Origin of the sequence: Brumimicrobium sp., from assembly GCA_023957385.1 — a bacterium.
Classification (GTDB): domain Bacteria; phylum Bacteroidota; class Bacteroidia; order Flavobacteriales_D; family Crocinitomicaceae; genus Brumimicrobium.
In genome coordinates this window covers 2,560,734-2,581,236 of sequence record JAMLGZ010000001.1, presented here as the reverse complement: position 1 = coordinate 2,581,236, position 20,503 = coordinate 2,560,734, and the positions used below count along the sequence as shown (strand labels likewise).

Below are 20,503 nucleotides of genomic sequence, written 5' to 3'. Positions count from 1 at the left end.
CTTTCCTTTTCATTGATTGGTAATGGAAGATAAGCAAAGAAAAATTAGAAGAATTGAAATGACTAAACTAACAGTTATAGTCATTTCAATTTTTTTTTATGGAGTCTCTATTATGGGGACGTCTGGAGTACAGGTTTCCAATGAATTTGTACAACAACATCATTCTCAGCAAATATATTTAGGAGAGATTTCTAAATTAATTTTTCCACAAACAATAAACACTAGTCATGAAAATGTTTCCATCTCACAAATGCTTCCAAAAACTGAGAAGGATCTTGATAATGCGGCTACAGTTTCCGTTTTCCTTGGACAGATATTTCATCAATTACTGACTAATTATGTTAGGGAATCTCAAATAATAGAGCTTTCCCTACCTATACAGGATATTATTTTTCCATTTCATTATTTCTGGTAAAATTCATTATTTATATGTGATTTGATTGTGCTTTGCATTAATCAAGGTATTTTTCTATGGTCTAAACTATAGAAATCATTAAATAATCGATTAAAATAATTAAAATGAATATTGGAAATACGGTAGTTTCAGTGCTATCAGTGATAGCATTAATATCACCTTTTGTTTATGCTTATATTAAGAATAAAAGAAAACAAAATGAGTTAATTAATAATTTAAAGAAACATGCAATTGATAACGGATTTAGTCTAGATAGATGGGAGGTGGATAATACCCTTATCTTGGGAATAGATGAGGGAAATCATATTGCCTTTTGGGGATTAAAGCAAGGAAATGAAGTGAAAACATCGCATGTTAAGCTGAGGGATTTTTCTTCTTGTAATGTGATTAGAGATAACTCTAAAACAGGTGAAGAACTGTCAACTAGTTTGCTTGAAATTTGCTTTTATCCTAGAGATAAAAAATTGGATACACAAAGTTTTATTCTATTTGATGAGCGTGATGGAGGAAGAATTAGTGGAGAGTTAATGCTTGGAAATAAATGGATAAACATATATAAAGAGTTTATTAAATAAAACGATTAACTTACTGGAATAAGTGGTTATCTCTTGATAGCCACTTATTTTTTTGTCCTAACTTTTTAAAAAGTAACATGATTTTGACTTTGTATTGACAAAGTCCTTACCTTTATTCTATGATAGAGCCAGAGAAGATTGTAGCACATCGAGGTGCATGGAAGGATTTTAATCTTCCTCAGAATTCTATTCAAGCATTCTTGAAGGCTCAGGAGTTACCTATTGGAGGAATAGAATTTGATTTGCAATATACTAAGGATGGAAAAATAATCGTCCATCATGATGATGAATATCGAGGGCGTATGATTTATCAGAAGCATTATCTGCAATTAAAAGGTTTACAGGTGTTGACTAAGGAATCTGTATTGTCTTTTAAGAAGATAATGAAATATTGGGAAGGAGAGAAATCTCTATGGATAGAACTAAAGCCATCTGGGTTAAATGATAAACAAAAAGTAAAATTTGTTCAGAAAGTGATTCAAACTATAGGGGATAGACTCACTAATATCTATTTTATAAGTTTCGATTTACTTATTTTAAAAGAATTGCAAAAACATACTGTTTTACCATGTTTATATTTAGGTTCAGATGCTACGGTTGATGTTCTATTACAGGAAGGAATAAACGGGTTGGATGTTGAGTACGTTGATTATATGAATGCTCCTGAATTATTACTTGAGGCAAAAAAGCATCAGTTGATTACAAATGCATGGACAGTGAATGATCTAGAAATTGCACAGAAGTTATCAGCAATGGGAATTGATTTTATAACTACTGATAAGCTGCTTCTACTCATAGGAAAAGAATAATTTACTTATTACTTTTGTTTTATGAAAATCCTTCGAAAGATTTTAATAGTTCCCTTTTTAATATTGATAAAGTTATATCAATGGGTAATTAGTCCTTTGCTCCCTGCAAATTGTAGATATAATCCCACTTGTTCTCACTATGCAATAGATGCGCTTAAAGAATGGGGGATAATAAAGGGGAGTTGGTTAGCCATTAAACGAATCAGTTCTTGTCACCCTTGGGGAGGATCGGGTTATGATCCTGTTCCTAAGAAGAAAGAGAAGAAATAAAAAAGAGGCTGTCTCTAAACTAAATTTGAGCAGCCTCTTTTTCTTTTAATAATTTATTATTATCGTTTCAAATAAACAAAACCTTTGATTTCTTCACCTGATTTAGGAGTATTCTCTTCACCACCTAACTTAATCAGGTAGTAATAGGTTCCTTCAGGTAGTATATCGTCTCCCAAATTCAAGCTATTTTGAGATTTTCCATCCCAGTCATTTTTATAATCTTCACTGTGATAAACTTCTAATCCCCAACGAGTATAAATCCAAATTTCTGTATTAGGATAAGCTTCTAAATTGCTAATGGTGAAATATTCGTTTACTCCATCGCCATTTGGTGAGAAAGCCTCAACGATTTCGAGATCACAAACTGTGATTTCTACCTCAATAGTTTCTACAAGACCATGACAACCAAATTCGTTTTCTGCGTATACAGTATATGTACCACTGTTTGATGTTCCAGGAGAAGATATATCATAACTATTACCACTACCGATAATATCACCATCGTACGACCAAACATAGTTAGTTCCTGCATCAGGATTTGTGATTGTTAGCGTTAAATCAGATCCAGCACAAGAGTTGATTTCTGATTCAGTTAAGCTTCCTGAATTTGGTACAGGATGAACAATTATAGTTACACTATCAATAGCAATCCCGCATCCATTAGTTGCAGTTCCGGTAATATAATATGTTCCATCATTATCATTTTCTGATGGAGTTATAGTTGGATTCTGGTCTGTACTTGTAAATCCATTAGGTCCTGTCCAAGAATATGTAACATCTGAACTAGGGTTAATTGTATCAGCAAATAAATGAATTGCATCACCTTCACAAACCTCAATTGATGAAGCCCAAGCTTCTATACTTGGTTCAGGTTTAATGATGATAGTTATGGAAGCATCACTTGAACAACCATTTATGTTTTCAGTACCTGTTACGGTATAAGTTGTATTACCCGTAGGTGAAACAATGTGAGATTCATCGTCATTTAGTCCTTCGTTCCATGAATAATCATCGGCACCACTTGCAGTTAATGTTACATCTTCTCCTAAGCAAATCTCAGTTATATCAGCTGTTAGATTTACTGTTGGATGTGGATATTGAGCATCAATAGAGAATGTTGCTATTGTTGAAGTACAACCTGATTCAGTAGATGTTACTGTATATGTTGTTCCGGCAGTAATTCCTGAGATTGCACCAGAAGCATCTATTGTTACAGAAGGATCTGAGAATGAATAGGTATTATTTGCATCATAATTATCAATAGTAGCTGACCCATCATTATCACAAGTTGCACTTGAAATATCAATTATAGGTTCATCCGGTGCATTTGGATTTATGATCGTAACAGGTCCATACGTATCTGAACAGCCTTTACTGTCAGTAACAGTTAAGGTATAATTTCCTGCAGGTACTCCATTTAAATCAGCAGAAGTACCCACAACAGTTCCACTTGTATTTTCCCAAGAATATGAGAGTGAACCTGTACCACCAGAGCTGGCAAGACCACTAATACTACCATTGTCAATATCACAGTCAGAGTCTAAGCTTATAGCCGTACCTGTAATGGAAGGATTCGGATTTACTGTGATAGTAATGGAAGTGTTATCTGTACATGTATTGCTTAATGTACCTGTAAGATTGTAAGTTGTGGTAGTACTTGGGTTAACAGTAATAGAAAGATCAGAAGAACCAGTATCCCACGAATAGGAATCAGCGCCACTTGCTGTTAACGTAACTTGTGTGCCTTCACATATTTCTGATTCTGAAGCGGTAATAGTAACAATTGGGTTTGCTAACTGTTCCTCTACTAGGAAAAACTCAGTGCCAGATGTACATCCAGCAAAAGTTGCAGTAACAGAGTAATTTGTTTCATAGCTATATCCTGATATAACTCCACTACTATTAACTGTGATATTAGGATCAGAGAATGTATAAGTGTTATTTGGATCATAGTTGCTTATTGTTGCTGTTCCATTGTTGTCACAATCTGCTGAAATAGTGCTAACATTTGGATCATTTGGTGCATTAGGATTAGTAATGTTAATTGGCCCTATGACATCTGTACATCCTTTACTATCTGTAATAGTTAAAGTATAAGCTCCTGCAGGTACATTTGTTAAATTTGCATTAGAACCAGAAGGGGTCCCTCCTCCATCAATCCAAGAGTATGTGTAGCCAGGAGTACCTCCACTTGCGGATAGCCCAGTAATAGAACCGTTACTAGCATTACAATCAGCAGGAGATATATTTGGTGTACCATTGATTACTGGCGTTGGGTTTACAGTAATGGTAACATATTTTGTATCTGAACATCCATTGGATAGAGAGCCTGTAACTGAATATGTCGTATTAGATGTAGGAGACACACTTAAAGTTGATCCGGTTGATCCTCCAGGGGTCCATGTAAAAGAAGTTGCACTACCTCCAGCAGTTAATAAGACAGAGGATCCATTACATATTTCATTGTTTTCAGCAGATAAAGTCACTGTAGGGTTATCAAGTTGACCATTAATTGTAAATGTGGCAGGTGTAGATGGACAGCCTGAGCCGTTATCGACAGCTGTAACTGTATAAGATTGTCCGTATGTAGCATTAATTATATTTCCTGCTATGTCAATACTTGCAGTAGAAGGATTGACTACGTATGTTACACCCGTACTATAATTTTGAATGTATCCTGTTCCATTGCTGCTACAAGTAGGAGCAGTAATTACAGGATTAGGACTAACAGGTACAGTTTTAGCTGGAGGTACTGTAAAAGTTGAAGAAGATGAACATCCATCTCTTGTAGCAATAATTGTATATAAAGTACCTGGAGTTGCACTGTTTATATTGCGTGTAGATCCAAGTCCAAAAGCAATAGATGGGCCACCAGGATTGAAACTATAAGAATTACTACCACTATAGTTTGTAATCTGAGCAGAACCTGGAGTTCCACAATCTGCAGCTGTAATAGAAATAACAGGGGCAGGAGGGGTAGGTTTTTTTGTTGGAATTGTAAAACTGCTACTAGAAGTACAACCGTTTGAGTTGGTCGCAGTTATTGTGTATGAGGTTCCAGGTGTCGCACCATTAATTTCCCCATTAATGCCGAATGTTATCGTGTGGTTTGGATTGAATGTATAAGTATTACTTCCTGAATGATTTGTTAAACGCCCACTACCATCATTATCACAGTCTGAGTCTGTAATTTGGACAGTTGGTACATCCGGAGCATCATATTTAGGATCAACTATAAATGATACATCTCCTGAGCTACAAGATCCATTTGTCGCAGAAATGGTATATGATGTACCAGGAGTTAATCCGTTTATTACTCCACCGGCACCTATGGATACCCCAGCAGATGGTGTAATGGTGTAGTTGGATGGATTTCCTGAATATCCAGCAATAGTTGCAGTTCCATTAGAAGAACAAGTCGGAGCAGCAACATTGATAGTTGGGTCTGTTGGAATGGGTAATTGAGCAGGTATTGTAAATGTAGTTGGGTCAGAAGAACAACCAGGGCTTGATGTGTATGTAACCGTGTAAGTAGTTCCTGCTGTTCCAATAACAACTCCACCGGTACCTATAGTTGCTGCAGGATTGAAAGTGTAATCACCTGGATTTCCTGTATATCCTACAATAGTTGAGGATCCATCTTTTGTACAAGTTGCTGGACTAGAAGTTACAATGGGTGGAGCTGGTTTGTTATCGGTATATTCGATGATAACTACACCTTGTGCTCCCGCACCTCCATTTGATCTTTGCCAACTGTTAGGCCAGCTATTGAGGTGGATATTTCCACCGCCACCACCACCGCCATAATTTGAACCTGCATTCCCATTTACAACGTGTCGACTAGCATTAATATTTCCTTGGATACCATTACCACCACTTCCTCCGCCGTTGTTTCCAGCGCCTCCAGCCATAGCTGATGTATGAGGACATGGACCTATGAATTGACCATTAGCACCATTTCCGCCTGAGCTTCCTGCTGCTCCTCCAGCTCCACTTAAGTCATGGCAAGATCCAGAATTTGATCCGCCAGATCCACTTCCACCACTTGCATTCAAGCTTCCATTTGAGCCCACACCACCTGCTCCACCAGCTCCATTATCACCAATATGGCCATTTCCTCCTGTATTGTCAGCGGTGGCACCACCGCCACCCGTTCCACCAGTAGCAGTTAGAACTCCAGGAATTGCTGTTGCGGGACCCGAAAATGTACTAGTTCCTCCTGTTCCTCCGTTTCCAGCAGGGCCATTATTATTTGTTCCGATTCCTATTGTTCCTCCAGCTCCAACTACGATTGAGTATACATCTCCTGGCGTAACATTATAGGTTCTTTGGGCATAGCCACCGCCACCACCGCCACCACCGCCGGTGCAAGCTTCATACGGATCTCCAGAGCCTGTTTGATGAGAAGATGTCCCACCACCACCTCCTCCAGCTCCCCATACTTTAACAGTAATCTCGGTAACACATGGCGGTACTGTCCAAGTCGTTGTTCCTATTGTGGTAAATGTTTCTGTTGTTTGAGAAAAACTGGTTTCAGCTAAAAATATAAAAAATAGTGTATTTAGTAAAGTAAATAGTTTTAGTTTCATAATCGTAAGTTTTTATAGTATAGCACATTAGCTCTGTTTTCAGATGAAAGAGCACGGTAAATATACACTTTATTTATTAAAATTGAAATAAAATGGGCTAGTTTTTCTATAGATGTCTTTGAAAATATTCAATTGCTAATTGATACCCTTTAATCCCGAATCCAAAGATGCAACCTATGGCAACTGGAGAAATTAAGCTTTCATGACGAAAACGCTCTCTCTTAGTTATATTGGAAATATGGACTTCAACTACGGGGATTGTAATCGCTTCAACTGCATCACGAATGGCAACAGAAGTATGTGTGTATCCACCTGCATTTAAGATAATTCCATTAGCTTTTGAGGTGTGAAGTTCATTAATGATTTCTCCTTCAATATTACTTTGAAAATAGGTGATTTTTATATCTTCATAATTTAAGGAATCTAGAAAATCCTCAAAGCTCATAGTACCATATTGTTCTGGATTTCGAGTTCCTAAAAGATTTAAATTCGGCCCATTAATAATATGAAGATGCATATTTCTGTTATTTTGATTACGATATTACAAAATATCCATGAAAAAACAGCTATTTTTGAAGATTAACTTACTTTGAATGTATGAATCAATGGCAAACATATTTTAGGGGTTTTGTAAATTATCTTCATATTGAACGAGGTATGTCAGAAAATACAATTCTTGCCTATCAGAATGATTTGGATAAATTAATCACTTATTGTGAGGCCCGTTCTATTTCTCCTCTACAAGTTGATTTGGCTATTTTGAAAAACTTTGTAGCTGATTTATTTGATTTGGGTTTGTCAGCACGTTCACAAGCGCGTGTAATTAGCGGAATAAAACAGTTTTTTGATTTTCTAATTCTTGAAGATGCTTTAAAGGATGATCCAAGTGCCTTATTGGAATTACCTAAAATTGGAAGGAAATTACCAGTTTATTTAACCATTGAAGAAATAGATTCATTGCAATCAGCAATTGATTTGAGTAAACCAGAAGGTCATCGTAATAAAGCCATTCTGGAAACCCTTTATAGTTGTGGTTTACGTGTGAGTGAATTAATTGATTTAAAATTTTCATCTATATTTTTTGATAAAGGTTTTATACGAGTGATAGGAAAAGGGAATAAAGAAAGATTAGTCCCTGTAAGTGAATCCGTAGAGAAGGAAATTACTTTGTATGTGAAGGGAACACGCAATTTCATGACTATTCAGAAGGGGAATGAAGATTTTGTATTTTTGAATCGTAGAGGAAAGAAGCTGACCCGTGTGATGATTTTTACAATTATTAAAGATTTAGCTGCACAAATTGGTTTAAAGAAAAATATTAGTCCCCACACTTTTCGCCATTCCTTTGCGACTCATTTGATTGAGGGAGGTGCGAACCTGCGTGCAATTCAAGAAATGTTGGGTCACGAATCGATTACAACAACGGAGATATATACCCATTTAGATCAATCTTTTATGCGGGAAGCTATCATCAGTTACCATCCAAGAAACCGTAAATAGATTTACTTTAATTAAGATCAACTTTCTGAATCACTATGAAATATTACCAACTTATTTAACCCGTTGTGCATTACAAAATATAAATAAAATCGATAATTTCTACTATACATGGACTGAATTGAATTTGTAAAGATGTCAGAAATAGAAATTATATAAAAAAATAGACCCCGAGCACTTTGGTTGCTTGGGGTGACAATTGTGAGGAGTTACTATCGGTCGGCTTTGCCGACCGCCTTGCCCCCCCCCTTTTTGTATTGTCACCCCGACAGACGAAGGAGTGTCGGGGTCTAAGATTATAATTGGTATTTTATTCTAAATGCACAACGGGTCAACTTATTTATTATTTTTGTACAAATAAAAGATAAAACTATGGGATGTACAGGATGTGATACCGAAGAGGATTCCCATTCAGGAAAACAACTGGATGAAAATGGAATGCCGAGAGGGTGTCGTAATAATGGTACCTGTAGTTCTGGAGGTTGTACACGATTGGGTACTTTTGATTGGTTAGCAAATATGCAACTACCAACTGGAAAAACTCAATTTGATATAGTTGAAATGCGTTTTAAGAATAGTCGTAAGGCTTTCTATCGAAATATGAAGGATATTGACGTGACTGTTGGTGACGTTGTAGTTGTAGAAGCTAGTCCTGGTTATGATGTAGGTATTGTTTCAGCTGTTGGAGAATTATCCAGATTACAGTTACAAAAAAAAGAGCCGAATTTTAAAAAGAATGAGGCAAGACAAATCATGAGACATGCTTCACAAGCGGATATAGATAAATGGGTTATTGCTAGAAAACGTGAAGATGAAACTATGTTTAAGGCACGCGAACTAGCTATTCAGTTGAAACTGGAGATGAAGATATCTGACGTAGAGTTTCAGGGAGATAATTCAAAAGCAATTTTCTATTATACAGCAGAAGGTCGTGTAGATTTTAGACAACTGATTAAGGATTTAGCCGATGAATTTCGTATCCGTATTGAGATGAAACAAATTGGAAGTCGTCAGGAAGCTTCTCGTCTCGGCGGGATTGGTCCCTGTGGACGAGAATTGTGTTGCTCAACGTGGTTAACTGATTTTAGGACGGTAAGTACAACGGCTGCAAGATATCAGCAATTATCAATTAATCCTCAGAAATTAGCAGGGCAGTGCGGTAAACTAAAATGCTGCCTTAATTTTGAGTTAGATATGTATATTGAAGCATTGAAAGATTTTCCTTCTACTGAGGTTAAACTGCGTACTCAAACAGGAACAGGAATTCATATAAAAACGGATGTGTTCAAAGGTTTAATGTGGTATATACACCAACCAGAAAATAGAGAGGTAGCTCCTTCTATGGTTTCTCTTTCTCCTGGAAAGGTAAAGGAAATTATAGAACTTAATAAGAATGGGCAAAAACCTGAAAGTCTAGCTGGATTTAAAGAAGTAGAAATTGATGTAGAAGAATCGGATTATACCAATATTGTTGGGCAAGATGATTTGCATCGTTTTGACGATAAATTTAAAAAGAAAAAGAAGAAGAAGAAAAGAAAACCTCAAAATGGACAACAAAAAGGAGGTCCTTCTTCCAATAAATAAGAATGATGTATGAAAAAGGTTGTATCCTTCATAGCGCTTGGCTTGATGATAATAGTGTTGCAAAGTTGCGGCAAAAGAGCTATTTATGATCAGGTATATGATTTTGGTGATAAATCTTGGGATAAGGAGGATACAGCTGTTTTCCATGTGGATATAGAAGATACAATTAAGCAGCATAACTTTTTGTTATCATTACGTACAACTAAGGAATATTTATACAGCAATTTGTGGGTATATATAGAGATAACTTCCCCTGATGGATCTGTCTCAAAAGTAGCTGAAAAATTACCCATTGCCAATCCAGATGGATCTTGGATAGGAAAAGTTTCGGGTACTTTAGTGACAAATGAGATTTATTTTGATTCTAAAGTTTTTCCACTCAAAGGGAAGTATATCTTTAAAATTACCAACGCCACACAAGAAGCCTCGATTTCTGATGTTCTTGATGTTGGACTTCGTATAGAGTAAGGTGTTGACTGATTTTTAGAATTTATCTAATTACTGACAAACAAATACTTGTTTGAATGGTTTCTAAGAAAATGTTGTTATGCAAGAAACTGTATATAATTTTCTCGTTCAAGATCATCGAAGAATAGAGGATATTCTTGAAAGGGCCATTGAGAATATTCATTTGGTGGATGAGGATTTATATACCGAATTTAGAATTGCTTTATTGACCCATATTAAAATGGAGGAAAAAATACTATTTCCATTAGCACAAAAAGGAAATAATAATCAACCTCTTGATTTACAAGCTCAACTACGTTTGGAACATGGAGCAATAACTTCCTTGATGGTTCTTCCGCCCACTCCAGAGATGATAAAAGTGCTAAAATATGTGTTGGATAAACACGATGAAAAAGAAGAAAAAGAGGGAGGTATGTATGAGATATGTCAGCATTTGACGTATGCTCAAACTGAAAATTTGTTAGAGGAATTCAAAAATATATCCTTAGTTCCAGTCCATCCTACAAAGAATATTGCTTTTGCGTGGGAAGCAGCAAAACGATCATTAGCAAGAGCTGGCTTTGATTATGATAAGATAGTAAATGATATAAAATAAGATAATTTTTAAAAATAAACCTATGAATACAATCACATCAGTAACTAAAAGAGAGAACTACGAAACAGAAGTTAAATCTGGATCTGGACATGTACTTATTATAGATGAACCTGAAAGTATAGGTGGAAAGAACAAAGGGATGTCGCCAGATGAGCATATCATCGCAGCACTAGCAGGATGCACATCTGCTACCCTTAAGATGTATGCACAACGTAAAGAATGGGATTTACAAGGGGTTAGAACGGATATTCGCATTATTCATGGAGAAAAGCCTGGAATCTTGCCAACTATAGAACGAGATATTGTATTGGTTGGAAATTTAGATGAAGAGCAAAAAGCCCGTTTATTAGAAATAGCGAATAAATGCCCTATACATAAATTGTTGACTCATGAAATTCAGATTACTTCTGCTTTAGTAGGGTAGTAATCTGCTTTGCTTTATAGTCCCATGCGTATTTTACCACTTCAGCAGTATTATTCTTGAAAGGGATTTGCTGTTTGAAATCATCTAGGGAATTTTGTAAATATGCTACTAACTTGTCCTCTTCATTTCTATCAAAGGAGGCACCTGCTTGGCAAGTTTCTATTATATGAGCACTGTCTTCCTTTCCTAAGCAAATAATACGTCTGCCTGAAGCCATATATTCAAATGTTTTCCCGGGAACTATACCCGTTTTAGGAGGTATTAGCAAGAGAAGAATATGAGCTTCTCGCATTGCTCTTATAGCAAATTGATGAGGAACAGGAGCGTGAAAAGTGACATGCTCTTTACCTAATTTCTCGATTATAATCTGTTTTAAATTATCTGAAATTATTCCTGTAGCTTTGAATTGTATTGGAGCATTTGGGTTTGCTGTAATTAAGCGTGAAAGAGCGTTGAATAGCATTTCCACATTGTAATTATCTGCCACAGTACCAATGTAAGAAATTAAGAAAGAATCAGAAGGCTGGTCATTCTTAGTTTCCTCAAAATCATCAGAATCATAAGCATTGGAAATCACGTTAATTTTATCTACTGAAATTGAATCTGTCTTCTTTAGAAAAAGAGATTTAAAACCTTCACTTACAGTGATAATCTGGTCAGCTGTTTCTAGGACTTCTTTTTCTAACTGCATATTTTTCTTATGAGAATAGTTAGAGTTTTGGAGTAGATGGTAATAATAGATGTCTGTCCATGGGTCTCTAAAATCAACAATCCAATTGATGCTTTCTCCTAATTTTCTTTTTAATTCGAGTCCAATCACTTGTACTGAATGTGGAGGAGAGGTGGTTATGATATGGGTGATATTTTCTTGTTTGATTATATTTAGTGCGCGTTTAATTGCATATTTTTTCCAACCAATTCGAGGATCAGGAATAAATAGGTTACTTCTGATTTTAGCTACTAATCTTGATTTCCATGTTTGTACGTCTATATTTGAAAAACCAGCAGTAGGTACTTTCTTTTTTCCTACGATACTTCCATAAATGTTTAAAGGTTCAAAAGAATTTGTATGATGTACACTAACAGATGGATCTATATCTTTTAAAAGAGATTCATCTCGTTGGAAGTAGCTAGCCTTTTCTGGATCAACAGTTAAAACATGTGTTTCAAAATTTAATTTTGAGAGGTATTTAGTGAGTTTTAACCAACGTTGAACACCCGCTCCACCGCTAGGAGGCCAGTAATAGGTAATTACTAATATTTTTTCTTTTTTCTCTGTTGGCATACCACAATTGCAGAATCAAAAATAAGAATTGAAATCTACTAATTGAGCTAATCTTAGAAATATTTCGATATTTGCCATAAACACAATTTATTTATGATAGTAGGTGTAACAGGTGCAACGGGATATATAGGTTATTCGATTTGTGTTGAGTTGTTAAAACAAAACTATGAGGTGATTGCACTTATCTATGATGAAAAGCCTGAAATTGCTGAATTACCGATAAAAAAAATAAAGGGAAATATTTTAGATTCTTCCACCCTTATTCCTTTTGTAGAGCAATGTGAAGTGATTATCCATGCAGCTGGTATTATTAAGTTATGTTATGGATTTGACCAGCAATTATACGATATCAACGTAAAAGGGACATTTAACTTACTAGAGATGGCTCAAAAGGCGAATGTTCGGAGAGTATTGTATTTAAGTTCTATTCATGTTTATAAACAACATCCATATCATGAAGAGTTGAATGAAAAGCGCGAATTTGTATTTCAAAACTCAGTGTATTACGACCAAACGAAAAAAGAAGGACATGAGCTATGTATTAAATTAGCGAAAGAAGGAAAACTAGAAACAGTTGTATTATGCCCTACATCTGTTATTGGACCACCTGATTTTTTACCTTCTAAAGCAGGAAAGGGAATTTTAGATATAGCCAATGGAAAAGTGCCAGCTGTAGTAAAAGGCGGATTTAATTTTGTGGATGTAAGAGATGTGGCTCAAGCTGTTGTTAGTGCTATTTCTCTTGGAAGAAGTGGAGAGACATATATTCTAGGAGGTGAATATGCTACTATTAAACAAATGGCAGATTTAGTTTTGGAGGCCAAAGGAAAGAAAAAAAGATTACGTACAGTTCCTATTGCATTAGCTTATTTAGGAGTACCTCTTGTAAAGATGTATGCAAAGTTAACCAAGACAGAACCCATATATGATAAGCTGTACCTTGATATATTAAATGATGGAAATACTCAGATTTCATCTGAAAAATCTAAAAAGGAATTGAATTTCAATCCACGTCCTCTAAAAACTACTATATTTGATGCAATCAATTGGTTTATGGACAATTAAAACTACTATTTGAATGATTACGTACGCACATTATGTTTCTTTTGCTTGGATATGGATTGCTATTGCAACACTTATCTTTTTAATTCTGCTATTTATTACAGCACCTTACGGCAGACATACAAAGTCAACATGGGGACCCTTGATTAATAATAATCTAGGTTGGGTGTTAATGGAGGTTTTCCTATTACTTGTTCTTTATTATTTTGTATTTGATGGAAGCAATATTCAATCAACGGTTAATTGGATTATCATTGGATTAATTAGCTTCCATTATTTAAATAGAAGTCTTGTTTTTCCTTTTCGATTAAGAACGAAAGGCAAGAAAATGCCTGTCATAATTATGCTTATGGGGATGTTCTTTAATTTAGCAAATGGCTTTCTATTTGGGTATTATTTAGGGAATTTCAGAGTGTATAGCATAGATTGGTTAATTACACCTCAATTTATAATTGGCTCACTTATCTTTATTTTTGGGGTGGTAATAAATTGGCAATCCGATACTGTTTTAATTAATCTCAGAAAGCCAGGAGAAACTGGGTATAAGATACCACAAGGTCGTTTCTTTAAATATGTAAGTTGTCCTAATTTAATGGGTGAAGTGATTGAGTGGTTAGGATTTGCTATCCTTACATGGAGCTTGCCAGGTTTAGCTTTTTTCTTATGGACCTCGGCGAATTTAATCCCACGTGCGCTATCACATCACAAATGGTACCTTTCAAAGTTTGAAGATTATCCTAAAGAAAGAAAAGCGGTTATTCCATTTCTTTTTTAATGAATAATAACCCGTTGTGTATTTGTAAAGATGTGAGAAATAGGAGTAATTAAAAAAATATCCCGACACTCCTTTGAGGTCTAAGATTATAATCTGTATTTCATGCTATATACACAACAAGTTGAATAATAGTTTTATTGAGACACAATAATTTTTACCACAATAACTTTTTTGATTAATTTTCCATCGTGGAAGAGACTCGAAAAATTATTCATATCGATATGGATGCTTTTTACGCATCAGTTGAGCAGCGTGATCATCCAGAGTTACAAGGTTTGCCTTTAGCTGTTGGTGGAATAGGTGGGAGAGGAGTGGTGGCTACTGCGAGTTATGAGGCTCGGAAATATGGCGTTCATTCAGCTATGTCGATGCGGGAAGCACACCGAAGATGCCCCATTTTACGGGTTGTTTTACCAGACTTTCAAAAATACAATCAAGTTTCGCTTCAGATACGTGAAATATTTGGTCGCTATACGGATATTATAGAACCATTATCTCTAGATGAGGCATACTTGGATGTTACTTATGCTCGATTTGAAGTTCCTTCCGCTACTATTTTGGCTAAAAGAATTAAGGAAGATATTCAGAATGAATTGAATTTAATCGCTTCGGCTGGGGTATCGTATAATAAATTTTTAGCTAAGATAGCTTCCGATCAAGATAAACCCGACGGCTTATTTGTGATTACACCTGAACAGGGAGCCGAATTTATGAAAACCTTACCTATTGAAAAATTCTTTGGTGTTGGCAAAGTAACAGCTGAAAAATTAAAATCTCATAATATCTTTAAAGGAGCAGACGTATTACCATATTCTCGTTGGGAATTACAGCAGTTATTTGGCAAACATGGTGGCTTCTTATATGATGTGGTACGTGGAATTGACAACAGACTCGTTCAACCTGAAAGAGAAAGAAAAAGTGTTGGTGTAGAAAACACTTTTTCTGATGATATTATAGGTTGGGATAGAATTAATGAGGAATTTTCACTCATTTTTGAGACATGGTGGACACGCTACCAAAAAGTTGGAAAGAAAGGAAAATCACTAACCATTAAGGTGCGTAATAAAGACTTTGAAACGATTACACGTTCTCAAACTGAAAAAAAATATGTGATAGACAAACAAAAAGCTAGAAAAATTTTTGTGCAGTTATTAGAGAAAGCAATTGATTTTGAGAGTCCTATACGTTTATTAGGAGTATCAATTAGTAGTCTAGAAAAAGAAAATAATCCAGAATTTTGTCAACTAACATTATGGTAGAATGTGCCAATGTTTGGTACATCGAATTTTTCCTTATAAGAATTTTCTCCTTGTCACACCAAGATTTTCACTCAGAAAGATGTGTCAGTACGACAAGGAGATTCTTTCAAATTATTTAATATCCTCAGTTTCTTCTAGGTCAAAGATTTTGGGGTCATCTTTATGTCCCTGTAATTCATCTAAGAAACGCTCTACCTGTGCAATACTTAATGATTTTGCTATAATCTTTTTATCCTTATCTAGTACCCACATGCGAGGAGTAGAATAAATATCATAAGTTTCTTGATAATTGATAGATTCTAGTGTTGTTTTGGAAGGTATCACAGAATAAGGATCTTCTTTTGCTTTATTGTATAAATCACGTGTTACACCTACATTGATAAATGTAAGACCTTCTTTCTTAATGAATTTCTTCCAATGCTCGAAATCATCACCAGTCGCCTTGCCTACGGCAAATACTTTTACATTTCTGCCTTGCAATTTTTGAGCATATAATTTTTGTAGTTGTGGAGTAACTTTTTTGCAGTGCCCACAATCTGGATCCCAGAAGTATAAGATAGTATAATCGGCTTCTTCTTTATATAGGTTATACCATTTCTGATTGGTAGAGTCGGGTAAAATAATGTTTGGTGGAACTTCCCCAATCATCAGGCGGATTCTGAATTTGGTGTCTTTACACAAATCTTCCAATTTGTCTTGTTCCATCCAATATCCTTTGTAGTTTCCATTCTTGTCGAGAGAGCAATAGTAATTCCAAATCATAAAATTCATAACCTTATCCATTCCCATGATTTTAGATTTCTCAAAAGCAGAAGTGATGTTTGTAACAAAGAAACGATACATCATACTTCCTTCAGGAATTTTATCCATAACAGGTTTGATATATTTAATCAAGGTGTCCGGATGTTGCAATAGCATGTTCTTGGAGTAGTAATACTCTAATTTATTTTGTAAAATAGGTGTATTTACCAATCGATCATCTGTTAAGTCAATATTGTCAAAATAGTGATCACGCATGTAGAAATACCCGAAATTTTCATCTTTTGTTCCATCTTCCTTGAGAGGTGCCTCAGGGATTTTGATATCAGAAGACATGCTAATGATTTTAGACACAAGAGTTGTAGGATTTTCTTTAACAACCTTTTCCTGATAAGCCAATACTTCATCTCCAATCTGACGTATCTGTTCGTCTATTTCTTTTTTCTTAGCCTCATCCGTAATTTCCTTCTGCCCTTCTCGAAGTTGATCTGCTTTTTCGCGCTGTTCTTTAATGTACTTCATGTAGGATAGGAAGATTTTATTTTCGTTGGATTTGTTGATAACCATCGTTTCCACATAATTTGGTGATTTTACTTCGATGTTTACTTCTTCCTTATTGAATACAAACTCAAAATATTTCTGGCCTGGAAGTAAAAGTCCCATAATCCCTGGCTCTTGTTTGCTTCCATCAAAAGTCACCTTTCCTCCCTTTAATTCAGCTGTATCGGCATAGTAGAGTTTGTTTCCAACATATTTAATCAAATTAACAGTTGTGTCTTTAATTCCTATAACCTTTAATGTGATATTTTGAGAATAACTTAGGTTTCCTATGAATAAGGTGAGAACCAAAACTTTAAAATACTTTGTCATAATCTATTGTTTAGTGCGAATATAATTCGAATTTGTTAAATAAGACGTTCAAAATTTTCAAGAGGTGTCTTCTTTAACATTTTTTTAACGAAACATCTCCTGTTGGAGGGATAATTACAAAATATATGCCTAACATAATCTCCTTGTTATATAAAAAACCTCTCTATCTGTCTAATTTCCTCTGATTTTTTTTATTTTTGACTTTATGAAGAAATCTATTTTTCTTTTTATTCTAATTATACTAATGAGCGCTTGTGGTGTTCCTATGGGAAACCGTATAGATAGCCATAATTTAAGCGTATATTACTTGGATGGAATTACGAAAGAGAAGGCGATTGCTTTTGCCAAATATTGGAGAGATAATGGTTTTGTGGGAGAAAATAAACAAACGATACAGTTAGATAGTGAAAATAACGTCATCTTTGTAAAATTGATTGAGAGAGAAGTCTATAGTGATGAACCAATTTCTATTGATGAAGAGGTGATGTTGCAAGATTTAGAACGAACTCTCAAACAAGAAATTTTTAATAAAGAGGTGACAATTGTAATTACAGATAACACCTTTCAACCGATAATGAAGAGAAATATATGAAGATATCAGGTTCTATATATTCAGATAAGAACAGAGCGTTAAAAGATACTGTGTTGGATTTAGTAGCTCATCAGGTAGATTTACTACATGTGGATTGTAACGATGATGTACGTGTTTTTGATGATATTTCTCATATACGAACTTGGTGCGACACTCCTATTGATTTACATATTATCACAGAAACCCCAGAAAAATATTTTGATTTCTTAAGAAAACATCCTGTGGAGTATGTGACTTTCCAGTATGAACCCCTTCAGAAAAAATTGGAGATCCCTGCTGATATTAAAGGACAAAAAGGTTTGGCGATTGTGACCCCTACGTCTATAGCTGCATTCGATGAATATGCCGATTTTGATTTTATCTTGATTATGGCTACAACACCTGGGCAAAGTGGAGGCGTATTTGATGCTCAAAATTTTATCAAGATTCGTGAATTCAAATCAAAATATCCGCAAAAGAATGTGCATGTTGATGGAGGAGTAAATGGAGAAGTATCTTTTATCTTGCGAAATATGGGAGTGCATTCTTCGGTTTCAGGGAGTTTTCTATTTAAAGGCGCAAGTGTAGGTCAGGCATTAATGGATTTAACCAAACGCAACTTGGAGTCACATTTTAAGATAAAAGATTTTATGATTCCTTTGGAAGAAAGTCCAGTTATTCCGTATGATAATTTGACTTTTATGAAAGTATTGGAAAGTATAGAACGTGGAAAACAAGGCTGTACGCTTTTAGAACAAAATGGAATTTTTAAAGGTATTATCTCCAATGCAGATGTTAGGAGAGGTATATTGAATAATTTTGAAGATTGGAAAAACATGAGTGTATATCAGATGATTAACCCTGATCCAATCACTATTCATGCAGAAAATACGGTGAATGATATGCTTCATTTAGTACGCAAATATAAATTCCCTATTATGTATCTTCCCGTATTGGATGAAAACGAAAAAGTAGTAGGAATTGTATCATTTTTCAATTTAATAAAAGGAGAAATTTAAGAACATGATTTTAAAATTAAAACAAAGCATTAATCAGCAATTAGCAAGTGAATTAGGTGAAAAACACCAAGCTTTTTCAATAAATTATTTAGGGCATAACTATTTGATTACTTCCTCTTCAGTAAAGGAAGTTCCTGTAGGGTTAAGCGATAGCGTAGAAGAGAGTTGGGTTTTCAATGATGATATACAGTTGGCTTCACGCACTTTTCAAAAGAAAACACGAGAAGTGCATTTTGGTGATATTACCATAGGAGGTGATACTAAGAATACAATCTTAATTGGAGGACCTTGTTCTGTGGAATCTTTGGAACAAATTAGAGAAAGTGCCCAATTAATTTCGTCTTTGGGTTTAAAGACACTTCGAGGCGGTTGTTATAAACCGAGAACGAGTCCGTATAGCTTTCAGGGTATGGGCTTAGAAGGATTGAAATTATTAGCTCAGATGCGTGATGAGTTTGGTTTAAAAGTAATTACAGAAGTAAGAGATGCCACCCAAATTGATGAGGTAATTGCCTATTCTGACATTATCCAAATTGGCGCTAAAGCTATGTATGATCAAGGGATTTTGAGGGCATGTGCCAAAACAAATAAACCTGTTTTATTGAAAAGAGGGTTTGGTTCTACTTTACAAGAATTTGTGCAAGCAGCTGAATTTATTCTTTCAGGAGGAAATAATCAGGTTGTTTTATGTGAAAGAGGAATACGAACGTTTGAAACTAAAACCCGATTTACCTTGGATTTATGTGGAGTGGCCTATTTGCAAGAATACACAAATTTACCAGTGATTCTAGACCCAAGTCATGCGTTAGGGTATAGATATGGAGTGGAAAAGTTAGCAAGAGCATGTGTGGCTATGGGAGTTGATGGTTTATTAATAGAAGCGCATCCAGACCCATCTGTAGCTAAGTCAGATGCTTCTCAACAGTTAACACATCCTCAGTTTAAAGAGTTGAAATCTTCGGTTGAAACCGTAGCCAAAAGTGTTGGATATAATATTGTATAATGGAAAGATTAGCCGCAAACCTACAAACTGTTCTATCTGCTAAAGGAATTGAATTAGCTCATTTTCTTCAAGAGAATAAAATTTCAAAAGTACAGGATTTAACGATAAGTACTTTAGAATTATTTTGCTATAAAGAGGGAATATCTTTAGAGAATCTGGTGTGTTATAACTTGGCTTTTGACAGAGCAAAGATGCCAGAAATTAAATTACTCATTTTAGATGTAGATGGTGTTTTGACGAATGGTGGAATGTATTATACTGAAAGTGGAGACCAATTTAAGCGGTATAATACCAAAGATGGAATGGGAATCATTAACCTTCCCAAAATAGGAATTCAAACGGGAATTATTTCGTCTTCTTTTAAGAAACAAGCTGTATTGGATAGAGCGGAATTGCTTAAAATCAATCACGTATATGTGGGTATGGAACCTAAACTGGAGATCTTGAAACAATGGTGTAAAGATTTAGGTATTGATTTAAGAAACGTGGCTATGATTGGAGATGATATCAATGACTTAGAGATTATGCGTAATATTGGGTTTACTGCTTGCCCTGCCGATGCTGTACCAGTGGTAAAAAAACAAGTAGATGTAGTGTTAAGAACAAAAGGAGGTAATGGCTGTGTACGTGAGATGATTGATTGTTATTTGTTGGAGAAGCCACTAACGAGGTGA

General features: G+C 35.2%; 20 protein-coding genes. 16 read left to right on the top strand and 4 right to left on the bottom strand.

Features of this window, described 5'->3' with window-relative positions; all coding sequences use genetic code 11:
• Positions 1–22 precede the first annotated feature (22 nt).
• The 4 genes from M9897_11250 to yidD all read left to right on the top strand — a co-directional run bounded on the left by M9897_11250 (position 23) and on the right by yidD (position 2,069).
• On the top strand, positions 23–415 hold the full coding sequence (locus M9897_11250; GenBank protein ID MCO5269454.1) for a hypothetical protein: 393 nt from the start codon (positions 23–25) through the stop codon (positions 413–415).
• A gap of 104 nt (positions 416–519) precedes the next feature.
• On the top strand, positions 520–990 hold the full coding sequence (locus M9897_11245) for a hypothetical protein (protein MCO5269453.1): 471 nt from the start codon (positions 520–522) through the stop codon (positions 988–990).
• A gap of 119 nt (positions 991–1,109) precedes the next feature.
• Entirely contained in the window at positions 1,110–1,799 is a 690-nt protein-coding gene (locus tag M9897_11240) for a glycerophosphodiester phosphodiesterase (protein MCO5269452.1), read from the top strand.
• Between the two features lie 27 nt (positions 1,800–1,826).
• Entirely contained in the window at positions 1,827–2,069 is a 243-nt protein-coding gene (gene yidD / locus M9897_11235; protein MCO5269451.1) for a membrane protein insertion efficiency factor YidD, read from the top strand.
• A gap of 59 nt (positions 2,070–2,128) precedes the next feature.
• Here the strand turns inward: yidD and M9897_11230 are convergent, their stop codons facing one another.
• Positions 2,129–5,980, bottom strand: a complete 3,852-nt coding sequence (locus M9897_11230) for a gliding motility-associated C-terminal domain-containing protein (protein ID MCO5269450.1) — start codon at positions 5,978–5,980, stop codon at positions 2,129–2,131.
• A 784-nt stretch (positions 5,981–6,764) separates the two neighbouring features.
• Positions 6,765–7,175, bottom strand: coding sequence for a type II 3-dehydroquinate dehydratase (gene aroQ / locus M9897_11225; protein MCO5269449.1), 411 nt, complete (start codon positions 7,173–7,175; stop codon positions 6,765–6,767).
• 80 nt (positions 7,176–7,255) lie between these two features.
• On the opposite strand from aroQ, the gene xerD reads away from it, so the two are divergent.
• The 5 genes from xerD to M9897_11200 all read left to right on the top strand — a co-directional run bounded on the left by xerD (position 7,256) and on the right by M9897_11200 (position 11,226).
• The gene (gene xerD / locus M9897_11220) at positions 7,256–8,158 is read left to right on the top strand and encodes a site-specific tyrosine recombinase XerD (GenBank protein MCO5269448.1); all 903 of its coding nucleotides are present in this window, start codon (positions 7,256–7,258) and stop codon (positions 8,156–8,158) included.
• A gap of 369 nt (positions 8,159–8,527) precedes the next feature.
• Positions 8,528–9,739: a hypothetical protein gene (locus tag M9897_11215; protein MCO5269447.1), complete on the top strand. Its 1,212-nt coding sequence runs from the start codon at positions 8,528–8,530 to the stop codon at positions 9,737–9,739.
• A gap of 9 nt (positions 9,740–9,748) precedes the next feature.
• On the top strand, positions 9,749–10,207 hold the full coding sequence (locus M9897_11210) for a gliding motility lipoprotein GldH (protein ID MCO5269446.1): 459 nt from the start codon (positions 9,749–9,751) through the stop codon (positions 10,205–10,207).
• Positions 10,208–10,286: 79 nt separating this feature from the next.
• Positions 10,287–10,802, top strand: coding sequence for a hemerythrin domain-containing protein (locus M9897_11205; GenBank protein MCO5269445.1), 516 nt, complete (start codon positions 10,287–10,289; stop codon positions 10,800–10,802).
• Positions 10,803–10,824: 22 nt separating this feature from the next.
• On the top strand, positions 10,825–11,226 hold the full coding sequence (locus M9897_11200) for an OsmC family protein (GenBank protein ID MCO5269444.1): 402 nt from the start codon (positions 10,825–10,827) through the stop codon (positions 11,224–11,226).
• Here M9897_11200 and M9897_11195 read toward each other — a convergent pair.
• Positions 11,204–12,511 (bottom strand): glycosyltransferase, encoded by a 1,308-nt coding sequence (locus M9897_11195; GenBank protein MCO5269443.1) that lies wholly within the window; start codon positions 12,509–12,511, stop codon positions 11,204–11,206. The two genes, M9897_11200 and M9897_11195, sit on opposite strands and share 23 nt — an antisense overlap.
• A 93-nt stretch (positions 12,512–12,604) precedes the next feature.
• Between M9897_11195 and M9897_11190 the strand changes: the two genes are divergently transcribed.
• The 3 genes from M9897_11190 to dinB all read left to right on the top strand — a co-directional run bounded on the left by M9897_11190 (position 12,605) and on the right by dinB (position 15,607).
• Positions 12,605–13,576, top strand: a complete 972-nt coding sequence (locus tag M9897_11190) for an NAD-dependent epimerase/dehydratase family protein (GenBank protein MCO5269442.1) — start codon at positions 12,605–12,607, stop codon at positions 13,574–13,576.
• A gap of 13 nt (positions 13,577–13,589) precedes the next feature.
• Positions 13,590–14,348, top strand: a complete 759-nt coding sequence (locus tag M9897_11185) for a DUF1295 domain-containing protein (protein MCO5269441.1) — start codon at positions 13,590–13,592, stop codon at positions 14,346–14,348.
• A 188-nt stretch (positions 14,349–14,536) separates the two neighbouring features.
• Entirely contained in the window at positions 14,537–15,607 is a 1,071-nt protein-coding gene (dinB, locus tag M9897_11180) for a DNA polymerase IV (protein ID MCO5269440.1), read from the top strand.
• A 111-nt stretch (positions 15,608–15,718) separates the two neighbouring features.
• On the opposite strand, the gene M9897_11175 is transcribed toward dinB, so the two are convergent.
• Complete coding sequence (locus M9897_11175; protein ID MCO5269439.1) at positions 15,719–17,236, bottom strand: redoxin domain-containing protein; 1,518 nt, start codon at positions 17,234–17,236, stop codon at positions 15,719–15,721.
• 205 nt (positions 17,237–17,441) lie between these two features.
• Between M9897_11175 and M9897_11170 the strand changes: the two genes are divergently transcribed.
• From M9897_11170 to M9897_11155, 4 genes are read left to right on the top strand one after another with little or no spacing between them, the layout of a single operon-like run.
• On the top strand, positions 17,442–17,828 hold the full coding sequence (locus M9897_11170) for a hypothetical protein (GenBank protein MCO5269438.1): 387 nt from the start codon (positions 17,442–17,444) through the stop codon (positions 17,826–17,828).
• On the top strand, positions 17,825–18,826 hold the full coding sequence (locus M9897_11165) for a CBS domain-containing protein (GenBank protein MCO5269437.1): 1,002 nt from the start codon (positions 17,825–17,827) through the stop codon (positions 18,824–18,826). The genes M9897_11170 and M9897_11165 overlap by 4 nt, the downstream gene beginning before the upstream one ends.
• 4 nt (positions 18,827–18,830) lie before the next feature.
• On the top strand, positions 18,831–19,829 hold the full coding sequence (aroF, locus tag M9897_11160; protein MCO5269436.1) for a 3-deoxy-7-phosphoheptulonate synthase: 999 nt from the start codon (positions 18,831–18,833) through the stop codon (positions 19,827–19,829).
• The gene (locus tag M9897_11155; GenBank protein ID MCO5269435.1) at positions 19,829–20,503 is read left to right on the top strand and encodes an HAD-IIIA family hydrolase; all 675 of its coding nucleotides are present in this window, start codon (positions 19,829–19,831) and stop codon (positions 20,501–20,503) included. Before aroF ends, M9897_11155 begins: the two co-directional genes overlap by 1 nt.

Excerpts from the sequence above, each read along its gene's own strand:
- M9897_11190 (MCO5269442.1), top strand. The coding sequence starts at position 12,605 with ATGATAGTAGGTGTAACAGGTGCAACGGGATATATAGGTTATTCGATT.
- aroQ (MCO5269449.1), bottom strand. The coding sequence starts at position 7,175 with ATGCATCTTCATATTATTAATGGGCCGAATTTAAATCTTTTAGGAACT.
- M9897_11185 (MCO5269441.1), top strand. The coding sequence starts at position 13,590 with ATGATTACGTACGCACATTATGTTTCTTTTGCTTGGATATGGATTGCT.
- M9897_11210 (MCO5269446.1), top strand. The coding sequence starts at position 9,749 with ATGAAAAAGGTTGTATCCTTCATAGCGCTTGGCTTGATGATAATAGTG.
- M9897_11240 (MCO5269452.1), top strand. The coding sequence starts at position 1,110 with ATGATAGAGCCAGAGAAGATTGTAGCACATCGAGGTGCATGGAAGGAT.
- M9897_11250 (MCO5269454.1), top strand. The coding sequence starts at position 23 with ATGGAAGATAAGCAAAGAAAAATTAGAAGAATTGAAATGACTAAACTA.
- M9897_11175 (MCO5269439.1), bottom strand. The coding sequence starts at position 17,236 with ATGACAAAGTATTTTAAAGTTTTGGTTCTCACCTTATTCATAGGAAAC.
- M9897_11215 (MCO5269447.1), top strand. The coding sequence starts at position 8,528 with ATGGGATGTACAGGATGTGATACCGAAGAGGATTCCCATTCAGGAAAA.
- aroF (MCO5269436.1), top strand. The coding sequence starts at position 18,831 with ATGATTTTAAAATTAAAACAAAGCATTAATCAGCAATTAGCAAGTGAA.
- M9897_11155 (MCO5269435.1), top strand. The coding sequence starts at position 19,829 with ATGGAAAGATTAGCCGCAAACCTACAAACTGTTCTATCTGCTAAAGGA.
- M9897_11170 (MCO5269438.1), top strand. The coding sequence starts at position 17,442 with ATGAAGAAATCTATTTTTCTTTTTATTCTAATTATACTAATGAGCGCT.
- M9897_11245 (MCO5269453.1), top strand. The coding sequence starts at position 520 with ATGAATATTGGAAATACGGTAGTTTCAGTGCTATCAGTGATAGCATTA.
- xerD (MCO5269448.1), top strand. The coding sequence starts at position 7,256 with ATGAATCAATGGCAAACATATTTTAGGGGTTTTGTAAATTATCTTCAT.
- M9897_11195 (MCO5269443.1), bottom strand. The coding sequence starts at position 12,511 with ATGCCAACAGAGAAAAAAGAAAAAATATTAGTAATTACCTATTACTGG.
- M9897_11165 (MCO5269437.1), top strand. The coding sequence starts at position 17,825 with ATGAAGATATCAGGTTCTATATATTCAGATAAGAACAGAGCGTTAAAA.
- M9897_11230 (MCO5269450.1), bottom strand. The coding sequence starts at position 5,980 with ATGGCTGGAGGCGCTGGAAACAACGGCGGAGGAAGTGGTGGTAATGGT.
- M9897_11200 (MCO5269444.1), top strand. The coding sequence starts at position 10,825 with ATGAATACAATCACATCAGTAACTAAAAGAGAGAACTACGAAACAGAA.
- M9897_11205 (MCO5269445.1), top strand. The coding sequence starts at position 10,287 with ATGCAAGAAACTGTATATAATTTTCTCGTTCAAGATCATCGAAGAATA.